The organism is Pseudomonas sp. CP4 (genome assembly GCF_047758505.1).
Taxonomy (GTDB): domain Bacteria; phylum Pseudomonadota; class Gammaproteobacteria; order Pseudomonadales; family Pseudomonadaceae; genus Aquipseudomonas; species Aquipseudomonas fluorescens_AO.
Genome location: NZ_CP180489.1, coordinates 4193045 through 4209460, shown reverse-complemented (window position 1 = coordinate 4209460; position 16416 = coordinate 4193045). Strand labels below are relative to the sequence as shown.

The window sequence follows — 16416 nt, the reverse complement described above, 5'->3', positions numbered from 1 at the left end:
CGGAAATAAATATCCCGCCTCTTTATACCTACCACTTAGCGGAACGATTCAAGTGCCCTTGACAAGACAAGTCTTCATCGGCATGATTCGCGGCCTATTTTGTTTGCTATTTCCTAAAAAGTCTTTCGAGGAGCTCGACGGTGGCCAACTCACCTTCCGCCAAAAAACGTGCAAAACAGGCTGAGAAGCGTCGCAGCCACAACGCCAGCCTGCGTTCCATGGTTCGTACCTACATCAAGAATGTAGTTAAGGCCATCGACGCAAAAGACGCTGAAAAAGCTCAAGCTGCATACGTTCTGGCTGTGCCAGTTATCGACCGTATGGCCGATAAAGGCATCATCCACAAGAACAAGGCTGCTCGTCATAAGAGCCGCCTGAATGGCCACGTCAAAGCGCTGAAAGAAGCTGCTTAATCGACGTAGTCATTAAAAAACCGACCTCAGGGTCGGTTTTTTATTGCCTGTGATTTAACGAATCCAACGCAAAAAAATGTAGGAGTGGGCCTGCTCGCGAAGAGGTCATGTCAGTCGATACAAATATCAACTGACAGATCGAATTCGCGAGCAGGCTCGCTCCCACAGTTCGGATTGGTGGGGCTTATTGCTGGACCGGCACCCACGGCAGGATCGGGATGGCCGTGACCGCATTCTGCGGACTGCCCTCGATCAAGCGATCGCTGTAGACCAGGTACACCAGCGTGTTGCGCTTCTTGTCGAGGAAACGCACCACTTGCATGGTCTTGAACACCAGCGAAGTGCGCTCCTTGAACACCTCATCGCCATCCTTCAGCTCACCCTTGAATTTGATCGGCCCGACCTGGCGACAAGCGATCGACGCTTCTGCGCGATCCTCGGCCAGACCGAGACCACCCTTCACTCCACCGGTCTTGGCGCGTGACAGGTAGCAGGTCACACCTTCGACTTTCGGATCGTCGAACGCCTCGACCACGATCCGGTCATTCGGCCCGACAAACTTGAATACGGTCGACACCTGACCGATTTCCTCGGCCGAGGCCAGCAATGGCATGGCCATCAGCAGACCCAATAATCCTTTCGCTACACGCATCGAATTTTCCTTAGACCAGAATCAGATTGTCACGGTGAACCAGTTCCGGCTCTGCCATGTAACCGAGCAAACCGACAATCGCATCCGACGACTGACCGATGATTTTTTGCGCCTCCAGGGCGCTGTAATTGGCCAAGCCCCGAGCGATCTCCCGACCATCCGGCGCTACGCAGACGACCATCTCACCACGACGGAAGCTGCCTTGAACCAGTTTCACCCCCACCGGCAGCAGACTTTTGTTGCCCTTGGACAACGCCGACACCGCTCCCTCATCCAGCACCAGAGTGCCACGGGTTTGCAGATGACCGGCCAGCCACTGCTTGCGCGCCGCGAGCATGCCGCGCTCCGGCGATAGCAGCGTACCGATGCGCTCGCCCGCCTTGAGACGATCAAGCACGCGCTCAAGCCGCCCGCCGACGATGATCGTGTGCGCACCGGAACGCGCCGCAAGACGCGCCGCACGCAACTTGGTCTGCATGCCGCCGCGCCCCAGCGCACCGCCGGTACCACCTGCAACCGCATCGAGCGTCGGATCATCGGCGCGCGCTTCATAAATCAGCTGCGCATCGGGGTTGTTGCGCGGATCGGCGTCAAACATGCCGTCGCGATCAGTGAGAATCACCAGCAGATCAGCCTCGACCAGATTGGCCACCAGCGCCGCCAGCGTGTCGTTGTCGCCGAAACGGATTTCGTCAGTGACCACAGTGTCGTTTTCGTTGATCACCGGAATGACTTTCAGCTCGACCAGCGCACGCAAGGTACTGCGGGCGTTGAGGTAGCGCTTGCGGTCGGACAGGTCGTCGTGGGTCAGAAGAATCTGCGCGGTGTGCCGGCCATGTTCGGCGAAGCTTGATTCCCACGCCTGCACCAGCCCCATCTGACCGATCGCAGCGGCCGCCTGCAGCTCGTGCATGGCACTGGGTCGTGCGGTCCAGCCCAAGCGACTCATACCGGCCGCCACTGCCCCGGAGGACACCAGCACCAGCTCGACGCCCGCCTCATGCAGCGCCACCATCTGCTCGACCCAGACACTCATTGCCGCGCGATCCAGCCCTTTGCCGTCAGCTGTCAGCAAAGCGCTGCCGATCTTCACGACCCAACGCTGCGCACCTGTCACCTTGCTCCGCATCATCTTCAACCTTAGCTTGAGGGCAGCGCGACCTGGCACTGCCCGTGACGTTAATCGTGGCGATTGCTGACCAACGATCGATTTCCGGATACTAAAACGCCGCTCGATTGAGCGGCGTTCAAGTTTATCGCAACGGATCAGTCACGCACGTAAATGATTTCCGGACCGTCTTCGTCATCCACATCTTCTTCGTCCCAGTCATCGTCGCCGATGTCATGGACCGACTTCACGCCACTGCGGCGCAGGGCACGCTTGTCGTCCAGCGCCTGCAACTGCGCACGGGCTTCGTCTTCGATGCGCTGATCGAGATCGGCCAGCTCTTCCTTGTACGCAGGGTCTGCAGCCAAGCGATCGGCACGGTCTTCCATGTAGCGCATGATGTCGTGGCACAGACGCTCGGTACCGATCTTGGCGATGGCCGAGATCACGTACACCGGACCAGTCCACTCCAGGCGATCGACGATTTCCTTGACGCGAGCATCGTGCTCTTCCTCAAGAATCTGGTCGCACTTGTTCAGCACCAGCCAGCGATCACGCTCGGCCAGCGACGGGCTGAACTTGATCAGCTCGTTGACGATCACTTCAGCCGCGTCCGGCGCACTGGAATCATCCAGTGGCGCCATGTCGACGAGGTGCAGCAGCAGACGCGTACGCGCCAGGTGCTTGAGGAAGCGAATGCCCAGGCCGGCACCGTCGGAAGCGCCTTCGATCAGACCCGGAATGTCGGCAATGACGAAGCTCTTCCAGCGATCGACGCTGACCACACCCAGGTTCGGCACCAGCGTGGTGAACGGGTAGTCGGCGACTTTCGGCTTGGCCGCCGAGACCGAACGGATAAAGGTACTTTTACCGGCGTTCGGCAAACCCAGCAGACCGACGTCGGCCAGCACTTTCATTTCCAGCTTCAGGTCGCGCTGCTCGCCCGGCTTGCCTGGCGTGGTCTGACGCGGTGCACGGTTGGTACTGGATTTGAAACGGGTGTTGCCGAGACCGTGCCAGCCGCCCTGCACGACCATCAGCTTCTGACCGGCCTTGGTCAGGTCGCCGATGACTTCCTGAGTGGCGGAATCGATCACCGTGGTGCCGACCGGCACGCGCAGGATCAGGTCTTCGCCCTTCTTGCCGGTGCAGTCGGTGCTGCCGCCGTTGGAGCCACGCTCGGCATCGAAGTGACGGGTGTAACGGTAGTCGACCAGGGTGTTGAGGTTTTCGTCGGCCATCATGTAGATAGAACCGCCGTCACCGCCATCACCGCCGTTCGGGCCGCCGTTTTCAATGAATTTTTCCCGGCGGAAACTCATGGCACCGTTGCCACCGTCACCGGCCTTTACGCGAATCGATACTTCATCAACAAACTTCATAACCAACGCCTCTCGCCGTACGGACGAGCCGAAAAACAATCAAGACATAAGACTCTTGCAAAAATGAGCGCAGCGACCCCAAGACACGACCTGCATCGCACGCCGACAGCCCATACAAACAGCTTTGCAAGAGACTCACCCCACAAACGAAAAAGCCCCGTCGCAAGACAGGGCTTCTCCAGCGATCTCGCGATTAAGCCGCGATTACGCTCACGTAACGACGACCGAAGGCGCCCTTTACTTCGAACTTGATCACGCCTTCGATTTTAGCGAAGAGAGTGTGATCCTTGCCCATGCCAACGCCGTAGCCAGCGTGGAATTGGGTGCCGCGCTGACGCACGATGATGTTGCCGGCCTTGATGACCTGGCCGCCATACATCTTCACGCCAAGGCGTTTGGCTTCTGAGTCGCGACCGTTACGGGTACTACCACCAGCTTTTTTGTGTGCCATGAGTTCAATTCTCCTAGTGAGGAATTAGGCTGTAATTAAGCCTGAATACCGGTGATTTTGATCTCGGTGAACCACTGGCGGTGGCCCATACGCTTCATGTGGTGCTTACGACGACGGAACTTGATGATGCGGACTTTATCGTGACGACCTTGGGAGATCACTTCAGCCTTGACGGTTGCGCCAGCAACAACTGGTGCGCCGATGTTCACGTCGTCGCCATTGGCGACCAGCAGAACGCGATCAAAAGTCACGGATTCGCCAGTAGCGATTTCCAGTTTTTCGATCTTCAGGTATTCACCTTCAGCGACCTTGTATTGCTTACCGCCGGTAACGATTACTGCGTACATGGTATTTCTCCGATAATCCTGCTCACCCAGCTCTTTATAAGAAGAGGTATTGGCTGGCATGGCTGCATGGGGCTGGAACGGCCCAAGTGCAATTGCGTAAGGCAGGTGCTGCCCAGGAAGTTCAGGGTGCGCGATTGTACGCAAGCAATCTGCCTCGCGCAAGTGGCCGTCCATCGCGCCTTGACAGGTCTGGACGGGGGTCCTAGCATGCCGCGCAACCCTTCTGGAGCGACTCTCGCTGATGCAACCCCAAGCTTTCTACCGCGCGGTGGCGGACGATTTTAGCGCCGTCGACGGCATCATCAAGAAGCAGCTGACGTCTCGAGTGCCGCTGGTATCGAAAATCGGCGATTACATCACGTCGGCCGGCGGCAAACGCCTGCGTCCTTTATTAGTGTTGCTGTGTGGCAAGGCTCTGGGTCGCGAAGGCGACGACATGCGCCTGCTGGCCGCCACCATCGAATTCCTGCACACCGCCACCCTGCTGCATGACGACGTCGTCGACATGTCCGGCATGCGTCGTGGCCGCTCGACCGCCAACGCCATGTGGGGCAATGCCCCGAGCGTGCTGGTCGGCGACTTCCTGTACTCGCGCTCGTTCGAAATGATGGTCGAACTGGGCTCGATGCCGGTGATGAAGATTCTCTCCCAGGCCACACGCATCATCGCTGAAGGCGAAGTGTTGCAGCTGTCCAAGGTGCGTGACGCCAGCACCAGCGAAGAAACCTACATGGAAGTCATCCGCGGCAAGACCGCGATGCTCTTCGAGGCCTCGACCCACAGCGCCGCCGCCCTGGCTGGCGCGACCGCCGAGCAGAGCGAAGCCCTGCGCACCTTCGGCGATCACCTGGGTGTGGCGTTCCAGCTGGTTGATGACCTGCTCGACTATAAAGGCGACGCGGAAACCCTGGGCAAGAACGTCGGTGACGATCTGGCCGAAGGCAAGCCGACCCTGCCGTTGATCTACACCATGCGCGAAGGCACCGCCGAACAGGCAGCGCTGGTGCGTCAGGCGATCCAGAAAGGCGGGATCGAAGACCTGGAAAGCATCCGCATCGCCGTCGAAGCGTCCGGCTCGCTGGAGTACACCGCGCAACTGGCCCGCGATTACGTAGCCCGCGCGATCAAGTGCCTCGAGGCGCTGCCGGCCAGCGAATATCGCGATGCACTGGTGGAACTGAGCGAGTTCGCGGTCGCGCGCACACACTGATATTACTGAAACAAGATCAAAAGATCGCAGCCTTCGGCAGCTCCTGCACATCACCGTAGGAGCTGCCGAAGGCTGCGATCTTTTGCTTTTGACTGTCTGAAAAGATAAAACCCTATACAATGTGCGCCCTTTAGTCCTCCTGATACCCAAGGAACCTTAGTGAGCACGCTGCCACCCTGCCCGAAATGCAATTCCGAATACACCTACGAAGACGGCACCCAACTGGTCTGCCCCGAGTGCGCCCACGAGTGGTCTGCCAGCGGCGAAGCCGAAGTGGCGGCCGATGATGCCGTGAAGAAAGATTCGGTCGGCAACGTCCTGCAGGACGGCGACACCATCACCGTGATCAAGGATCTGAAGGTCAAGGGCACATCGCTGGTGGTCAAGGTCGGCACCAAGGTCAAGAACATCCGTCTGTGCGATGGCGATCACGACATCGACTGCAAGATCGACGGCATCGGCCCGATGAAGCTCAAATCCGAGTTCGTCAGAAAAGTCTGAGCCTTGCGTCAGCCATCCCGCGCCAGCCGTGGGATGGAGCTTTGCCTTCCCCGCTTCAGCTCAATGAATCCGCGCATGGCCATCAGCCAGCCATTTTGACCTGACACAACCTTTACCCGGAAAAATCCACGATCCGCCAATAGGCACTTGCTATTTGATGAATAAGAATTATTCTCATTGAAACCTTTCAAGGAGATGAGACCCATGACTTATTTGATCGACGCCTGGCTGGATCGCCCACACCCTTACCTCAGAATCCTCCATCGAGAAACCGGCGAAGTCTGTGCGGTACTTGAAGAAGAAGCCTTGCATGAGTTGCAGGATCAAGGTGATCTGGACGTCAGCAGCCTCAATTCCAGCGAGCCGCTGGTACTCAAGGAGCTGGTGCGCAATCTGTTCCTGTTCTGCTATGCCCGGGCGTTGCGCCCGACCAGTGAGCTGCACAACAAGATCGAAATATGAAACGCGGTCAAAACTGTAGGAGTGAGCCTGCTCGCGATAGCGGTGTGTCAGATAGCCAATCAACAACTGACACACCGCGTTCGCGAGCAGGCTCATTCCTACATTGGCCTGCCATCAAGCAGGCTCGGTATTACAGAACGTCGAGCAGCTCGACGTCGAACACCAGAACGCTGTGCGGCGGGATGCTGCCAACGCCTTGTGCGCCATACGCCAGTTCGCTCGGCACGTACAGGCGCCATTTGCTGCCGGCATTCATCAGTTGCAGGGCTTCGGTCCAGCCAGCGATCACGCCGCCAACCGGGAATTCTGCAGGCTGGCCGCGCTCGTAGGAGCTGTCGAACACCGTGCCGTCGATCAGGGTGCCGTGGTAGTGCGTACGCACCTGGTCTTCACGGGTCGGCTTGGCGCCGTCGCCCTGAGTCAGTACTTCGAATTGCAGGCCGGAAGCCAGGGTGGTGATGCCGTCACGCTTGGCGTTTTCGGCGAGGAAGGCCAGGCCTTCGCCAGCCGCGGCTTCAGCCTTGGCAGCGGCTTCGGCTTGCATGATCTCGCGGATAACCTTGAAGCTGGCGGACATCTCTTCCTGGCCAACACGGCTTGGCTTGCCGGCGAAAGCGTCGGTCAGACCGGCCAGGATCGCGTCCAGGCTGACACCCGGTGGCGGGTTGTCGCGCAGCTGGTCGCCGAGTTGACGGCCGATACCGTAGCTGACGCGGGTTTCGTCGGTGGACAGATTTACTTCGGACATGACACTGCTCCGCTGTGCGGGCGGCCACAGGACTTGCCGTGCGTGCACAGCGCGTCCCGGCGCGCCCGGAACCAAAAGGGCGAGCAGACTAGCACAGATACCCGGGGTTGGGGCCGGGCCTACAGGGCCGAACGCCAGGCCAGCGGCACTTTCAGGCTTTCATTGATGCCACCGCCCAGCCCGCACATTTCATCGTGCACCGAGGTGTGGACCAGATTGAACGGCAGCACCGGAAACGCGTGTAGCACGTCCCGCGCGTGCTCGACCGAGCGCAGAGTCAGGGTTTTCCCCAGCGGACCATGCAGCGGATGAGCCGCGCCGTGCATGCGTGCTTCCAGCAAATAGATCCCGCCCTCCATGGAAATCAGATTCAACTCATCGACCTTGCCGGCGATGGCAAACGCATTCAACTCTTGCAGGTTCATGGGAGCACCTCACACCGTGGCGAATCGCACCGTTACAGGGATAGGCCGGTGCGCTTGAAAGCACAAGCCACAAACAAAACCGCCCGTCTGTTTCGCAACAGACGGGCGGCTCTTTTGCATAGATCGGTCGATCAGTGCTTGGTGACCTTGTCCAGGTAACCCATGGCAAACGCCGACACCACAAACGTCATGTGAATGATCACGTACCACATCAGATGCTCGGGATCGACGTTCTTGGCGTCCATGAAGATGCGCAGCAAGTGGATCGAGGAGATCGCCACGATCGACGCCGCGACTTTCATCTTCAGCGACGACGAGTCCATGGTGCCCAGCCAGCTGAGCTTCTCTTTGCCTTCGTCGATGTCCAGTTGCGAGACGAAGTTCTCGTAGCCGGAGATCATCACCATCACCAGCAGACCACCCACCAGCGCCATGTCGATCAGCGACAGCAGCACCAGAATCAGATCCGATTCAGCCATGGCGAAGACGTTGGGCAGGATATGGATGATTTCCTGGAAGAACTTCAATGCCAGCGCCAGCAGACCGAGGGACAGGCCGATGTAGATCGGCGCCAGCAGCCAGCGGGTGGCGTACATTGCATTTTCGATAAAGCGTTCCATTGACTCTCACACAAGGGGCTGGAAATGGCGGCGAGTATAACAGCCCGCTGTGACAGCCAGAAACCGCCGGAAAATCCGCCACCTGCGTGTGTGTGACAAAGTTTTTCTGCTAGTGTCCAAAGCATTGACAGCCCAATGACAGTGGACAGGACGCGTGGAAATGGATGTGCGATCAGCCTTGACGACTGCCGGATTCTGCATTGCTTTACTCATCGGCGGTTGCTCGCCGAGCGATGAAAAGCACGTCGCCAACCTCGACGAAAAGACCGCCACCTTCGAACAGTCACTGGACGCGATCAGCGACCCGAAGCTCAAGGACGCCATCACCGAACTCGGCGGTTCGCTGCTGTTGCTCGAAAGGGCCCGACTCAAACTCGACGACATCACCCCGCACACCGAATACGGCGCCGACGCCCTCGCCGTGCTCAAGCACTACCCTACCCCGCAAGCGCTGGTCGATACCTTTATCAATGGCCTGTTCGTGCTGCACAAGGACGCCAGCTCCGATTACCTCACCGATCTGCAGCCGGTATTCCCGTTCAACCTGAACATTCCCGGCGGTTTCCTGTTTCCGCACGGCATCGAATGGCATTCGGTGACGCTGAGCAACAAACGCGTGATCGCCTGGCAGCCGGAGTGGTCGGAAACCGATCCGGGCATTCAGCTCAGCCCGTCCAGTTCCAACGTGACCAATCCCGATGACCTGACGGTGACCTACCCGTTTATCGATGGCCTCAACGTCGAGAAGAAAAGCCTGCCGCAACCGGTCAGCCTTCAAGGCCAGATCGAAGTCATGGCGCCGCGTCGCTTGTACAGTTTCGACCTGACACAGAAAGACGTCGGCCAGACTCGCAGCAACGACAACCTCAGCGTCAAACTGCTCAAACTGGAAAAGAACTATGCCGAGGTCGAAGTCAGCAACAGCCTGCCGCTGGCCGCAGAAGTCGCCGAAACCCGGATCAATCCGCTGATCGTTCAGGCCCGCGACGCCAGTGGCCAATACCTGGTGCGCGCCGGCTCGATCAACGAAAGCCCGGAGCAGGTGGAGTTTTATCAGCAACAACTGGCTCAGCTACAGAAGCAAATGAGCTGGAGCGACGCCCTGGAAAAACAGCTCAGCGACGACCAGCAAGCCTTCGAGAAAGAACACCCGCGTCGCTACAACAAGGTGTATTTCCACGGCCCGATCGAGACCCTGGAGGTCAGCGTGCTCGACTTCTCTTCGGCGACGGTGACGCGCAAATCCCTGGACCTCCCGGTGCGCACCTTCAATCCGCACACCACGGCCAAAGCCGTGCAGCCGCTGGACCTGCCAGTTGTGGTGTATGACGATCTCGCCGCCAACTGGCTCAAAGGCGCGGACCTGACCGAGGAACAATTGAAGGCCGGCGTGCGCATTCATCAATCGGTGGAAGAGCCGAGCGCGGCGCGGATCGAGTTTTCCCACCGCCGCACCTTCAATGACGAACTGCTCGGCGACGAACTCAATCCCGGCGTCAGCCCGGTGACTTTCTTCACGGAAAAGCGCGGCGGCAAACTCGACGAGCCGATCGAACTGCCGCCCGAGGCGTACCAGGTCGATCCGCTGCATGCGACGATTACTTATGATCTGACTCTGTTTCCGGAAACCCCGGCGATTGCCGTAGGTTCGATGCCGTTGTTCCTGGCCACGGTGGCCAAGCAATCCTACGACGCGCAGGCATTGCCCAAAGGCCTGGCGATCAAGGACAACACGCTGGTGGTCGACCTGAAAACCTTCCCGGCCAACGAATGGCGTTTCTTCGTCAAGGACGACAGTGGCCACTACCTCAAGCAGATTCTTTCGGTCAGCCACGACGCCAGCACCGAAGGCCCGGCGCTGCTTGGCGTGCACTACTTTTATGGTCGCCCGACTCGCGTGGAAACCTATCAGCGCACCGACCTCGCGACCGTGCAATACGGCTTTGAGGTCAAGCTCGACAAGGCGCCGGCGGACCAGACGGCGCCTTAACCGTTGAGACTGCGACCCCGGCCGCCGTTGATCTGCCGCAACTGAGCTTGCAGGTGCAGGCTCCAGATCTGTGGATCATCGGCCAGTTCGTAGCCGTGCAAGGTCAGGCTTTCAACAATCGTGTCGAGAATCGACTCGGCCGCCACCGGGCCGTGGAACGGGCCTTGGGCTTTGATCGCGGAAGGTTGTTCGCCGGCCATGCCGGCCGCGAAGAGCAGCGTCCACATGCCGTTGTCGCCGGCCAGCGGCTTGACGGCGCATTCGATCCGGGTCACCAGACCCAGGCATTGACGGGTGAGACAGAGGTTGCGCGACATGGCGGCGACCCTCGGTAAAGCCGGTATTCAGCCCCCACGGGAGGACTGGCTCGATCCAGTGATACTGTCGATATCCTTGACCTGAGAATAGAAGAAAAGTGTCCCGCGCAAGCCAAATGGAACCAGAAGGCGCCGAATGGTCATTGTGTGAAGTTTGGCGTCAGAGTAGTGGCACATTCCCCGAAGATCCCCGCAGAGATCAATCTGGAAAAGAATTGTGGGAGCGAGCCTGCTCGCGAAGACGATGGATCAGCCAACTCATTCGTCGACTGATACAGCGCTTTCGCGAGCAGGCTCGCTCCCACAGGGTCTGGCGTGAACTGATCAGGCCGGTTTGGCTTCGGCGAGAGCCTCCTGCGCCAGTTCCTTTTCGGCCTCTTTCAAGTCCTCTTCGCTGACCATCTCGGCGATGTCGCGCAGGCGTTCGACCACTCGCGCATTGATGCTGCCTTCGGGGAATTCGCCGTCGGCATCCGGCTCACCGGCAGGTTCGCCCGCCAGCAGGCTCAACGCTTCATCGGCCTGACGCACCGCATATACATGGAACTGCCCGGCGCGCACGGCGGCCAGGACTTTCTCATCGAGCATCAGCGTGGCGACGTTGGCCTGGGGAATGATCGCGCCTTGTTCGCCGGTCAGGCCACGCGCTTCGCAGAGACGGAAGAAACCTTCGATCTTCTCGTTGACCCCACCGACCGCCTGCACTTCGCCGAACTGGTTGATCGAACCAGTGATGGCAAAACATTGCTTGAGCGGGGTTTTCGACAGCGCCGAAATCAGCGTGCATGCCTCGCCCAGCGACGCACTGTCGCCATCGACGTAACCGTACGACTGCTCCAGCGCAATGCTCGCCGAGATCGCCAGCGGGAATTCCTGCGCGTAACGGCTGCCCAGATAACCGGTGAGGATCATCACGCCTTTGGAGTGGATCGGCTGACCAAGGTTGACCTCACGTTCGATGTCGACGATACCGCTGCCACCCGGGTACACCGTGGCGGAAATCCGCGCCGGCACGCCGAACGCCGAATCACCGACCTCCAGCACCGTCAGCCCGTTGCACTTGCCGACTGCCGCGCCATCGGTGTCGATGAGGATGATCCCGGCGAGCATGTCGTCGAGAATCCGCGCCGAGACCCGCCCGGTGCGGGTAGCCTTGGCTTTCAGCGCACGTTCGATGTGCCCGGCATCGGTCATTTCATCGCCGGCCAGATGACGGATGAAATCCGCCTCGCTGACCAGTTGAAACAGATCGCCAATGCGCGCCGACAAGCGCCCCTGATGTTCGGCCAGCCGTGCACTGTAAGTGGCCAGACGCGCCACCGCATCGGCGGTCAACGGCGCCATGCCTTCTTCCGAAGTGCGGGTTTTCAATAGCTGGGCGAATTGCTCGAGGCTTTCGTCGACCATCGGAATGTCTTCGTCGAAATCGACCAGTACACGGAACATTTCCTGGAAGTCCGGATCGAGGTCCTGCAGCGTGTAATACAGCTGCCGCGCGCCGATGATGATGACTTTGACCTGAAGCGGAATGTGCTGCGGATTCAAGGTCACGGTGGCGAAGCGGCCCATCTCGCCCAGCGGCGATTCCATTTTCAGCTTGCGCGATTGCAGGGCGCGTTTCAGCGCGTCCCACACGAACGGCTCGCTGAGCATTTTTTCCGCTTCAAGTATCAGGAAACCGCCATTGGCGCGATGCAGCGCGCCCGGGCGCAACTGTCGATAGGTCGTATAGAGCGCGCCCTGATCGGTGGTGTACTCGATGCGGCCAAACAGGTTTTCGTAGGTCGGATGCGGCTCGAACACCACTGGCGCACCGCCGCTGGCCGGATGCCCGACCACCAGACTCGGTGCGTATTGCTCTTCGAGCAGTTTGCGCGCCACGGCGTCGGTCTTGCTGTCATCGACCAGTTGCTCGACCACGGTTTTCAGCAGGTAGACCTGCATGGCCTGCAAGTAACCGCAGACCGCAGCGTTCTCTGCGTACTTTTCCGACAGCGGCGCGAGCAATGGCTGCAACGCCAACGTGATGGTTTCCTCGTTGAGCGAACGCAGTTGATTGTTCGACTCGCGTTTCCACTGCGGCAGGCTGGCGAGCTCTTCGTTCAGGCGCTCTTCGAGGCCGGAAATGTCATTGTGAAAACGCTCGCGCTCGGCTTCCGGCAACTGGGCGAATTCGGCTTCGTCCAGGGCCTTGCCGTCGAGCATCGGGGTGAAGGCGATGTTGCTGCTGTCGCGGTACAGGGCGACGTCTTTTTCCAGGGCCAGGCGCTCGATGATGTCCAGCGCCTTGTCGTAGCGCTGATTGAACGCGCGGTCGATGGCGCTTTTTTTCTGCTGGTAGGACGGGTGCTCGAAGACTGCCGGGAAGGTCGCCAGCAGGTTGTCGATCAAGCCGTTGATGTCGCCGATGAACGAGGCCGCCGTGCCCGATGGCAGCTCCAGTGCGCGCGGTTCGCGCGGCTCATCGAAGTTGTTGACGTAGACCCAGTCCGCCGGAGTCTGCAGGCGTTTGCCTTCGGCCTTCAGGTAGCGTTTGACGAACGAGAAACGCCCGGTGCCGGGCTCGCCCATGACGAACACGTTGTAACCGGGGCGTGGCATGGCCACACCGAACTGCAAGGCTTCGACCGCGCGTTCCTGGCCGAGCACACCGCGAAAGGGCTCCAGATCATTGGTGGTAGTGAAGCTGAACTGTTCAGCGGAAAACGGACGAGTCAGCGCTTCGGGCGCAAGACGCAGGCTGGCAGCAACAGGATCAGGCATCGGGCTTCCTTAACAATCAGGCGGGGCAGGTAGCGGCATTCTGGCGCTGCCCGTGCCCCACTGGCAAGGCGCGCCACATGACAAAGCATAGACAAGCGCGCGGCCGGCCGACGCGTCCCGATAAATCAGAGGTTTATTCCAAATATTTTGCAAAAAGTCACGGAACCGCTGGAACGTGCCTAAACTCCAAACTGCGCGGCTGGAACTAATACCGGCCCACTGACACTTTCGGCGCTGTCCTCGGGCAGAGTACGAAAGGCCAGAACCCTGTCCATTGGTATGCACATAAAGAGAACAAAGCTATGAAACGGATTCTTCTCGGTACTCTCTTCACCGCTGTATCCATCAACGCAATGGCGCAAGCCCCGGGCGGCCCGGATTGCGGTTGGGGCAACATGCTGTTCGAAGGTCAGCGTGGCACCCCGGCGCACTTCCTTGCTTCCACCACCAACGGCACTTCCGGTAACGCTACCTTCGGTATGACCTCCGGCACCAACGGCTGCTCGACCAACGCGTCCCTGACTTATGGCGGCAAATCCTGGTTCGCCATGAATGGCATGATGAACGAGCTGTCCGAAGACATGGCCAAAGGCAACGGCGAAGCGCTGACCACCTATGCCGTGGTACTGGGCGTAGCACCGGAAGACCGCGCACACTTCGCGCAAGTGACCCACGAGCACTTCCAGCAGATCTTCAGCAAAGCTGACGTAACCGCTGAAGACGTGCATACCAACACCCTGGCAGTACTGAAATCGGACCCACGTCTGGCCAAGTACGCAACTCAGGCTTAAGCTCGACCCCACCCGCTTCCTTCGGGAAGCGGGTTTTATTTTGAATACAGTCTGTAGCGAGGGGATTTATCCCCGTTCGGCTGCGAAGCAGTCGTAAAACCTGTGCATGCGATGTATCCGATGCATTGGTGACACAGCTTATGGGGCCGCTTCGAAGCCCAGCGGGGATAAATCCCCTCGCCACAGGGTGTGTGATTACCCCCGATCCGGGATTTGTTTTCTTTCGACTTAAGTTGCCACCTATGCTCAAACGCCTTGCCTGGCTGGCGCTCTGTGTCTGCGCCCCGCTGTCCGCCGCGCCTCACATCGATCCTCAACGTTTGCAGCAACTGGCCAACGACCGCTTCTGGATTTCCCTCGGTCATTACGAAACCGCCAAACTCGGCGGCTGGCGCAGCTATGTCAGCGACAAGAAGTTCTTTCTCGCCCCCGATGGCAACGAACATCCGGACCGCGAACTGGCCGCCACGGTGCAGGCGCTGTACGCCCCGGCCAGCCTCGGCGAGCAACACGCACAGTGCGTTTATCCGGCGCGTACCCGCTGGCTGAAAGCGCAGCTCACCCTCTCCGACCTGCCAACGCCCGAATGCGCCGAATACAAGAAATGGTTCAAGGATGTCTCGCCGCACAGCGCGGTGATGATTTTCCCGGCGGCGTATCTCAACAGTCCTTCGTCGATGTTCGGCCACACTTTGCTGCGCATCGATCAGGCGGATGTGCAGGCCGACAAGACCTCGCTGCTCAGCTATGCGATCAATTTCGGTGCCTACATCGAAGGCTCGGACAACAGCATTCTGTACGCCTGGAAAGGCTTGATGGGCGGCTACCCGGGGCTGTTCGCGCTGGTGCCGTATCAGGAAAAACTCTCGGAATACCGCAGCCTGGAAAACCGCGATCTGTGGGAATACAGGCTCAATCTGACTCAGGAAGAAACCGCACGCATGGTCGAACATGTGTGGGAGCTCAAGCAGATCCAGTTCGACTACTTCTTCTTCGACGAAAATTGCTCGTATCGCTTGCTGGAACTGCTGCAAGTGGCGCGGCCGAGCCTGCGCCTGACCGAACAATTCCCGCTCACCGCAATCCCGACCGACACCGTCAAAGCGGTGAAAGAGGCCGGGCTGGTCGAGCACATCGAGTATCGCCCGTCCCGCGAACGTGAACTGCTCAGCCGCGCCGAGCCGTTGAGCGATGATGAACAGCAATGGGTGCTGAAAGTCAGCGCCGATCAGAAGGTCTTGCAGGAGCCGACGTTCAAGGCGCTGCCCCGCGCGCGTCAGGCGTTGATCGTCGATGCCGCCTATCGTCTGGAGCGCTACCGCGCCAATGGCCAGGAACGCGACCCACAGCGGGCGCAGCGCAGTTTCGAACTGCTGCGGGCGATCAACAAGAACCCGGCGCCGGAGCTGGAAATACCGCAACCCGGTCTGCCCGAAGATGGCCACGAGTCCCGCACCTGGCAGGCCGGCCTCGGTACGCGCGGCGATCGTGCATTTGGCGAATACGGCTTGCGCATGGCCTATCACGACCTTAACGACAACGCAGAGAGCTTTCCCCTCGGCGCACAGATCGAGATCCTGCAACTGAAGCTGCGTCAGTACGAAGGCAATGACTGGCAGTTGCAGCAACTGGATCTGGCGACCATTCGTTCGCTGACTCCGCGCAACGAGCTGCTGCAACCGCTGTCGTGGCAAGTCACCGGTGGCCTGGAGCGGGTGCCGGGCAAGCATGACGACGAAACACTGGTCAGCCATGTCAACGGCGGCGGCGGCGGTACCTGGCAATTGGGCGAAGACGTGCTCGGCTTCGCGCTGGGCACGGTGCGCGTGGAGCACAACAACGACTTTGCCGAGTTTGTTTCCCCGGCCGGTGGCTTCAACACCGGGGTGCTGTGGAAAAACCCGCTGGGCAACCTGAGTCTGGAAGCCAAGGGCGACTACTTCTTCAACGGTGAAGTGCGCCGCAGCCTGAGCCTGAATCAGCAGTGGGAGCTGTCGCGCAACCTCGGTTTGCGCCTGACTGCACAGCGTGAATTCAGCCATCTCGCCACGCCGGAGACCGAAGTGATGCTGGAAGTGAAGTGGTATCACTACTGACTTCGAACACAACACAGAACCAATGTGGGAGCGAGCTTGCTCGCGAAAGCGGTGGGTCAGTCGATATTAGAATCGCCTGACAGGACGCCTTCGCGAGCAAGCTCGCTCCCACAGGGGCTTTGTGGTGTGCAATGGATTTT

Annotated in this window: 17 protein-coding genes; 7 read left to right on the top strand and 10 right to left on the bottom strand. The window is 59.4% G+C overall.

The annotated features are described in order from the left end of the window. Positions 1-140 precede the first annotated feature (140 nt). Complete coding sequence (gene rpsT / locus ACMYUN_RS18895; protein WP_003228351.1) at positions 141-413, top strand: 30S ribosomal protein S20; 273 nt, start codon at positions 141-143, stop codon at positions 411-413. 184 nt (positions 414-597) lie between these two features. Here rpsT and ACMYUN_RS18890 read toward each other — a convergent pair whose 3' ends face one another. From ACMYUN_RS18890 to rplU, 5 genes are all read right to left on the bottom strand, one after another. After that, positions 598-1065 (bottom strand): CreA family protein, encoded by a 468-nt coding sequence (locus tag ACMYUN_RS18890; protein WP_039761698.1) that lies wholly within the window; start codon positions 1063-1065, stop codon positions 598-600. Positions 1066-1075: 10 nt separating this feature from the next. Then, positions 1076-2194, bottom strand: coding sequence for a glutamate 5-kinase (gene proB, locus ACMYUN_RS18885; protein WP_039761700.1), 1119 nt, complete (start codon positions 2192-2194; stop codon positions 1076-1078). A gap of 137 nt (positions 2195-2331) precedes the next feature. After that, the gene (cgtA, locus tag ACMYUN_RS18880) at positions 2332-3555 is read right to left on the bottom strand and encodes an Obg family GTPase CgtA (protein ID WP_016773122.1); all 1224 of its coding nucleotides are present in this window, start codon (positions 3553-3555) and stop codon (positions 2332-2334) included. 193 nt (positions 3556-3748) lie between these two features. Further along, complete coding sequence (rpmA, locus tag ACMYUN_RS18875; protein ID WP_016773121.1) at positions 3749-4006, bottom strand: 50S ribosomal protein L27; 258 nt, start codon at positions 4004-4006, stop codon at positions 3749-3751. Positions 4007-4041: 35 nt separating this feature from the next. Then, positions 4042-4353 (bottom strand): 50S ribosomal protein L21, encoded by a 312-nt coding sequence (rplU, locus tag ACMYUN_RS18870; RefSeq protein ID WP_007924746.1) that lies wholly within the window; start codon positions 4351-4353, stop codon positions 4042-4044. 241 nt (positions 4354-4594) lie between these two features. On the opposite strand from rplU, the gene ACMYUN_RS18865 reads away from it, so the two are divergent. From ACMYUN_RS18865 to ACMYUN_RS18855, 3 genes are all read left to right on the top strand, one after another. After that, positions 4595-5563, top strand: coding sequence for a polyprenyl synthetase family protein (locus ACMYUN_RS18865; protein ID WP_016773120.1), 969 nt, complete (start codon positions 4595-4597; stop codon positions 5561-5563). 159 nt (positions 5564-5722) lie between these two features. Next, entirely contained in the window at positions 5723-6064 is a 342-nt protein-coding gene (locus ACMYUN_RS18860) for a zinc ribbon domain-containing protein YjdM (RefSeq protein ID WP_016773119.1), read from the top strand. A 204-nt stretch (positions 6065-6268) separates the two neighbouring features. After that, a complete protein-coding gene (locus ACMYUN_RS18855; RefSeq protein WP_039761704.1) occupies positions 6269-6526 on the top strand; it encodes a hypothetical protein in 258 nt (85 codons plus the stop codon). Positions 6527-6656: 130 nt separating this feature from the next. On the opposite strand, the gene ACMYUN_RS18850 is transcribed toward ACMYUN_RS18855, so the two are convergent. The 3 genes from ACMYUN_RS18850 to ACMYUN_RS18840 form a co-directional block, all read right to left on the bottom strand. Next, positions 6657-7274 (bottom strand): FKBP-type peptidyl-prolyl cis-trans isomerase, encoded by a 618-nt coding sequence (locus ACMYUN_RS18850; protein ID WP_016773117.1) that lies wholly within the window; start codon positions 7272-7274, stop codon positions 6657-6659. A gap of 119 nt (positions 7275-7393) precedes the next feature. Next, positions 7394-7699 (bottom strand): DUF6482 family protein, encoded by a 306-nt coding sequence (locus ACMYUN_RS18845; protein WP_415761385.1) that lies wholly within the window; start codon positions 7697-7699, stop codon positions 7394-7396. 131 nt (positions 7700-7830) lie between these two features. Further along, positions 7831-8319 carry a TIGR00645 family protein gene (locus ACMYUN_RS18840; protein WP_016773116.1) on the bottom strand — a complete coding sequence of 163 codons (489 nt, stop codon included), beginning with the start codon at positions 8317-8319 and terminating at the stop codon, positions 7831-7833. A 160-nt stretch (positions 8320-8479) separates the two neighbouring features. Here ACMYUN_RS18840 and ACMYUN_RS18835 point away from each other — a divergent pair, with 160 nt between their 5' ends. Beyond that, positions 8480-10309: a hypothetical protein gene (locus ACMYUN_RS18835; protein ID WP_415761383.1), complete on the top strand. Its 1830-nt coding sequence runs from the start codon at positions 8480-8482 to the stop codon at positions 10307-10309. Here ACMYUN_RS18835 and ACMYUN_RS18830 read toward each other — a convergent pair. Further along, on the bottom strand, positions 10306-10626 hold the full coding sequence (locus ACMYUN_RS18830) for a hypothetical protein (protein ID WP_016773114.1): 321 nt from the start codon (positions 10624-10626) through the stop codon (positions 10306-10308). The genes ACMYUN_RS18835 and ACMYUN_RS18830 overlap by 4 nt on opposite strands. A gap of 324 nt (positions 10627-10950) precedes the next feature. Then, positions 10951-13389 carry a Lon protease family protein gene (locus ACMYUN_RS18825; RefSeq protein WP_415761382.1) on the bottom strand — a complete coding sequence of 813 codons (2439 nt, stop codon included), beginning with the start codon at positions 13387-13389 and terminating at the stop codon, positions 10951-10953. Positions 13390-13691: 302 nt separating this feature from the next. On the opposite strand from ACMYUN_RS18825, the gene ACMYUN_RS18820 reads away from it, so the two are divergent. Next, positions 13692-14180, top strand: a complete 489-nt coding sequence (locus ACMYUN_RS18820; RefSeq protein WP_016773112.1) for a DUF3015 domain-containing protein — start codon at positions 13692-13694, stop codon at positions 14178-14180. A gap of 242 nt (positions 14181-14422) precedes the next feature. Then, positions 14423-16276, top strand: a complete 1854-nt coding sequence (locus ACMYUN_RS18815) for a DUF4105 domain-containing protein (RefSeq protein ID WP_415761380.1) — start codon at positions 14423-14425, stop codon at positions 16274-16276. The last annotated feature ends 140 nt before the right edge of the window (positions 16277-16416 follow it).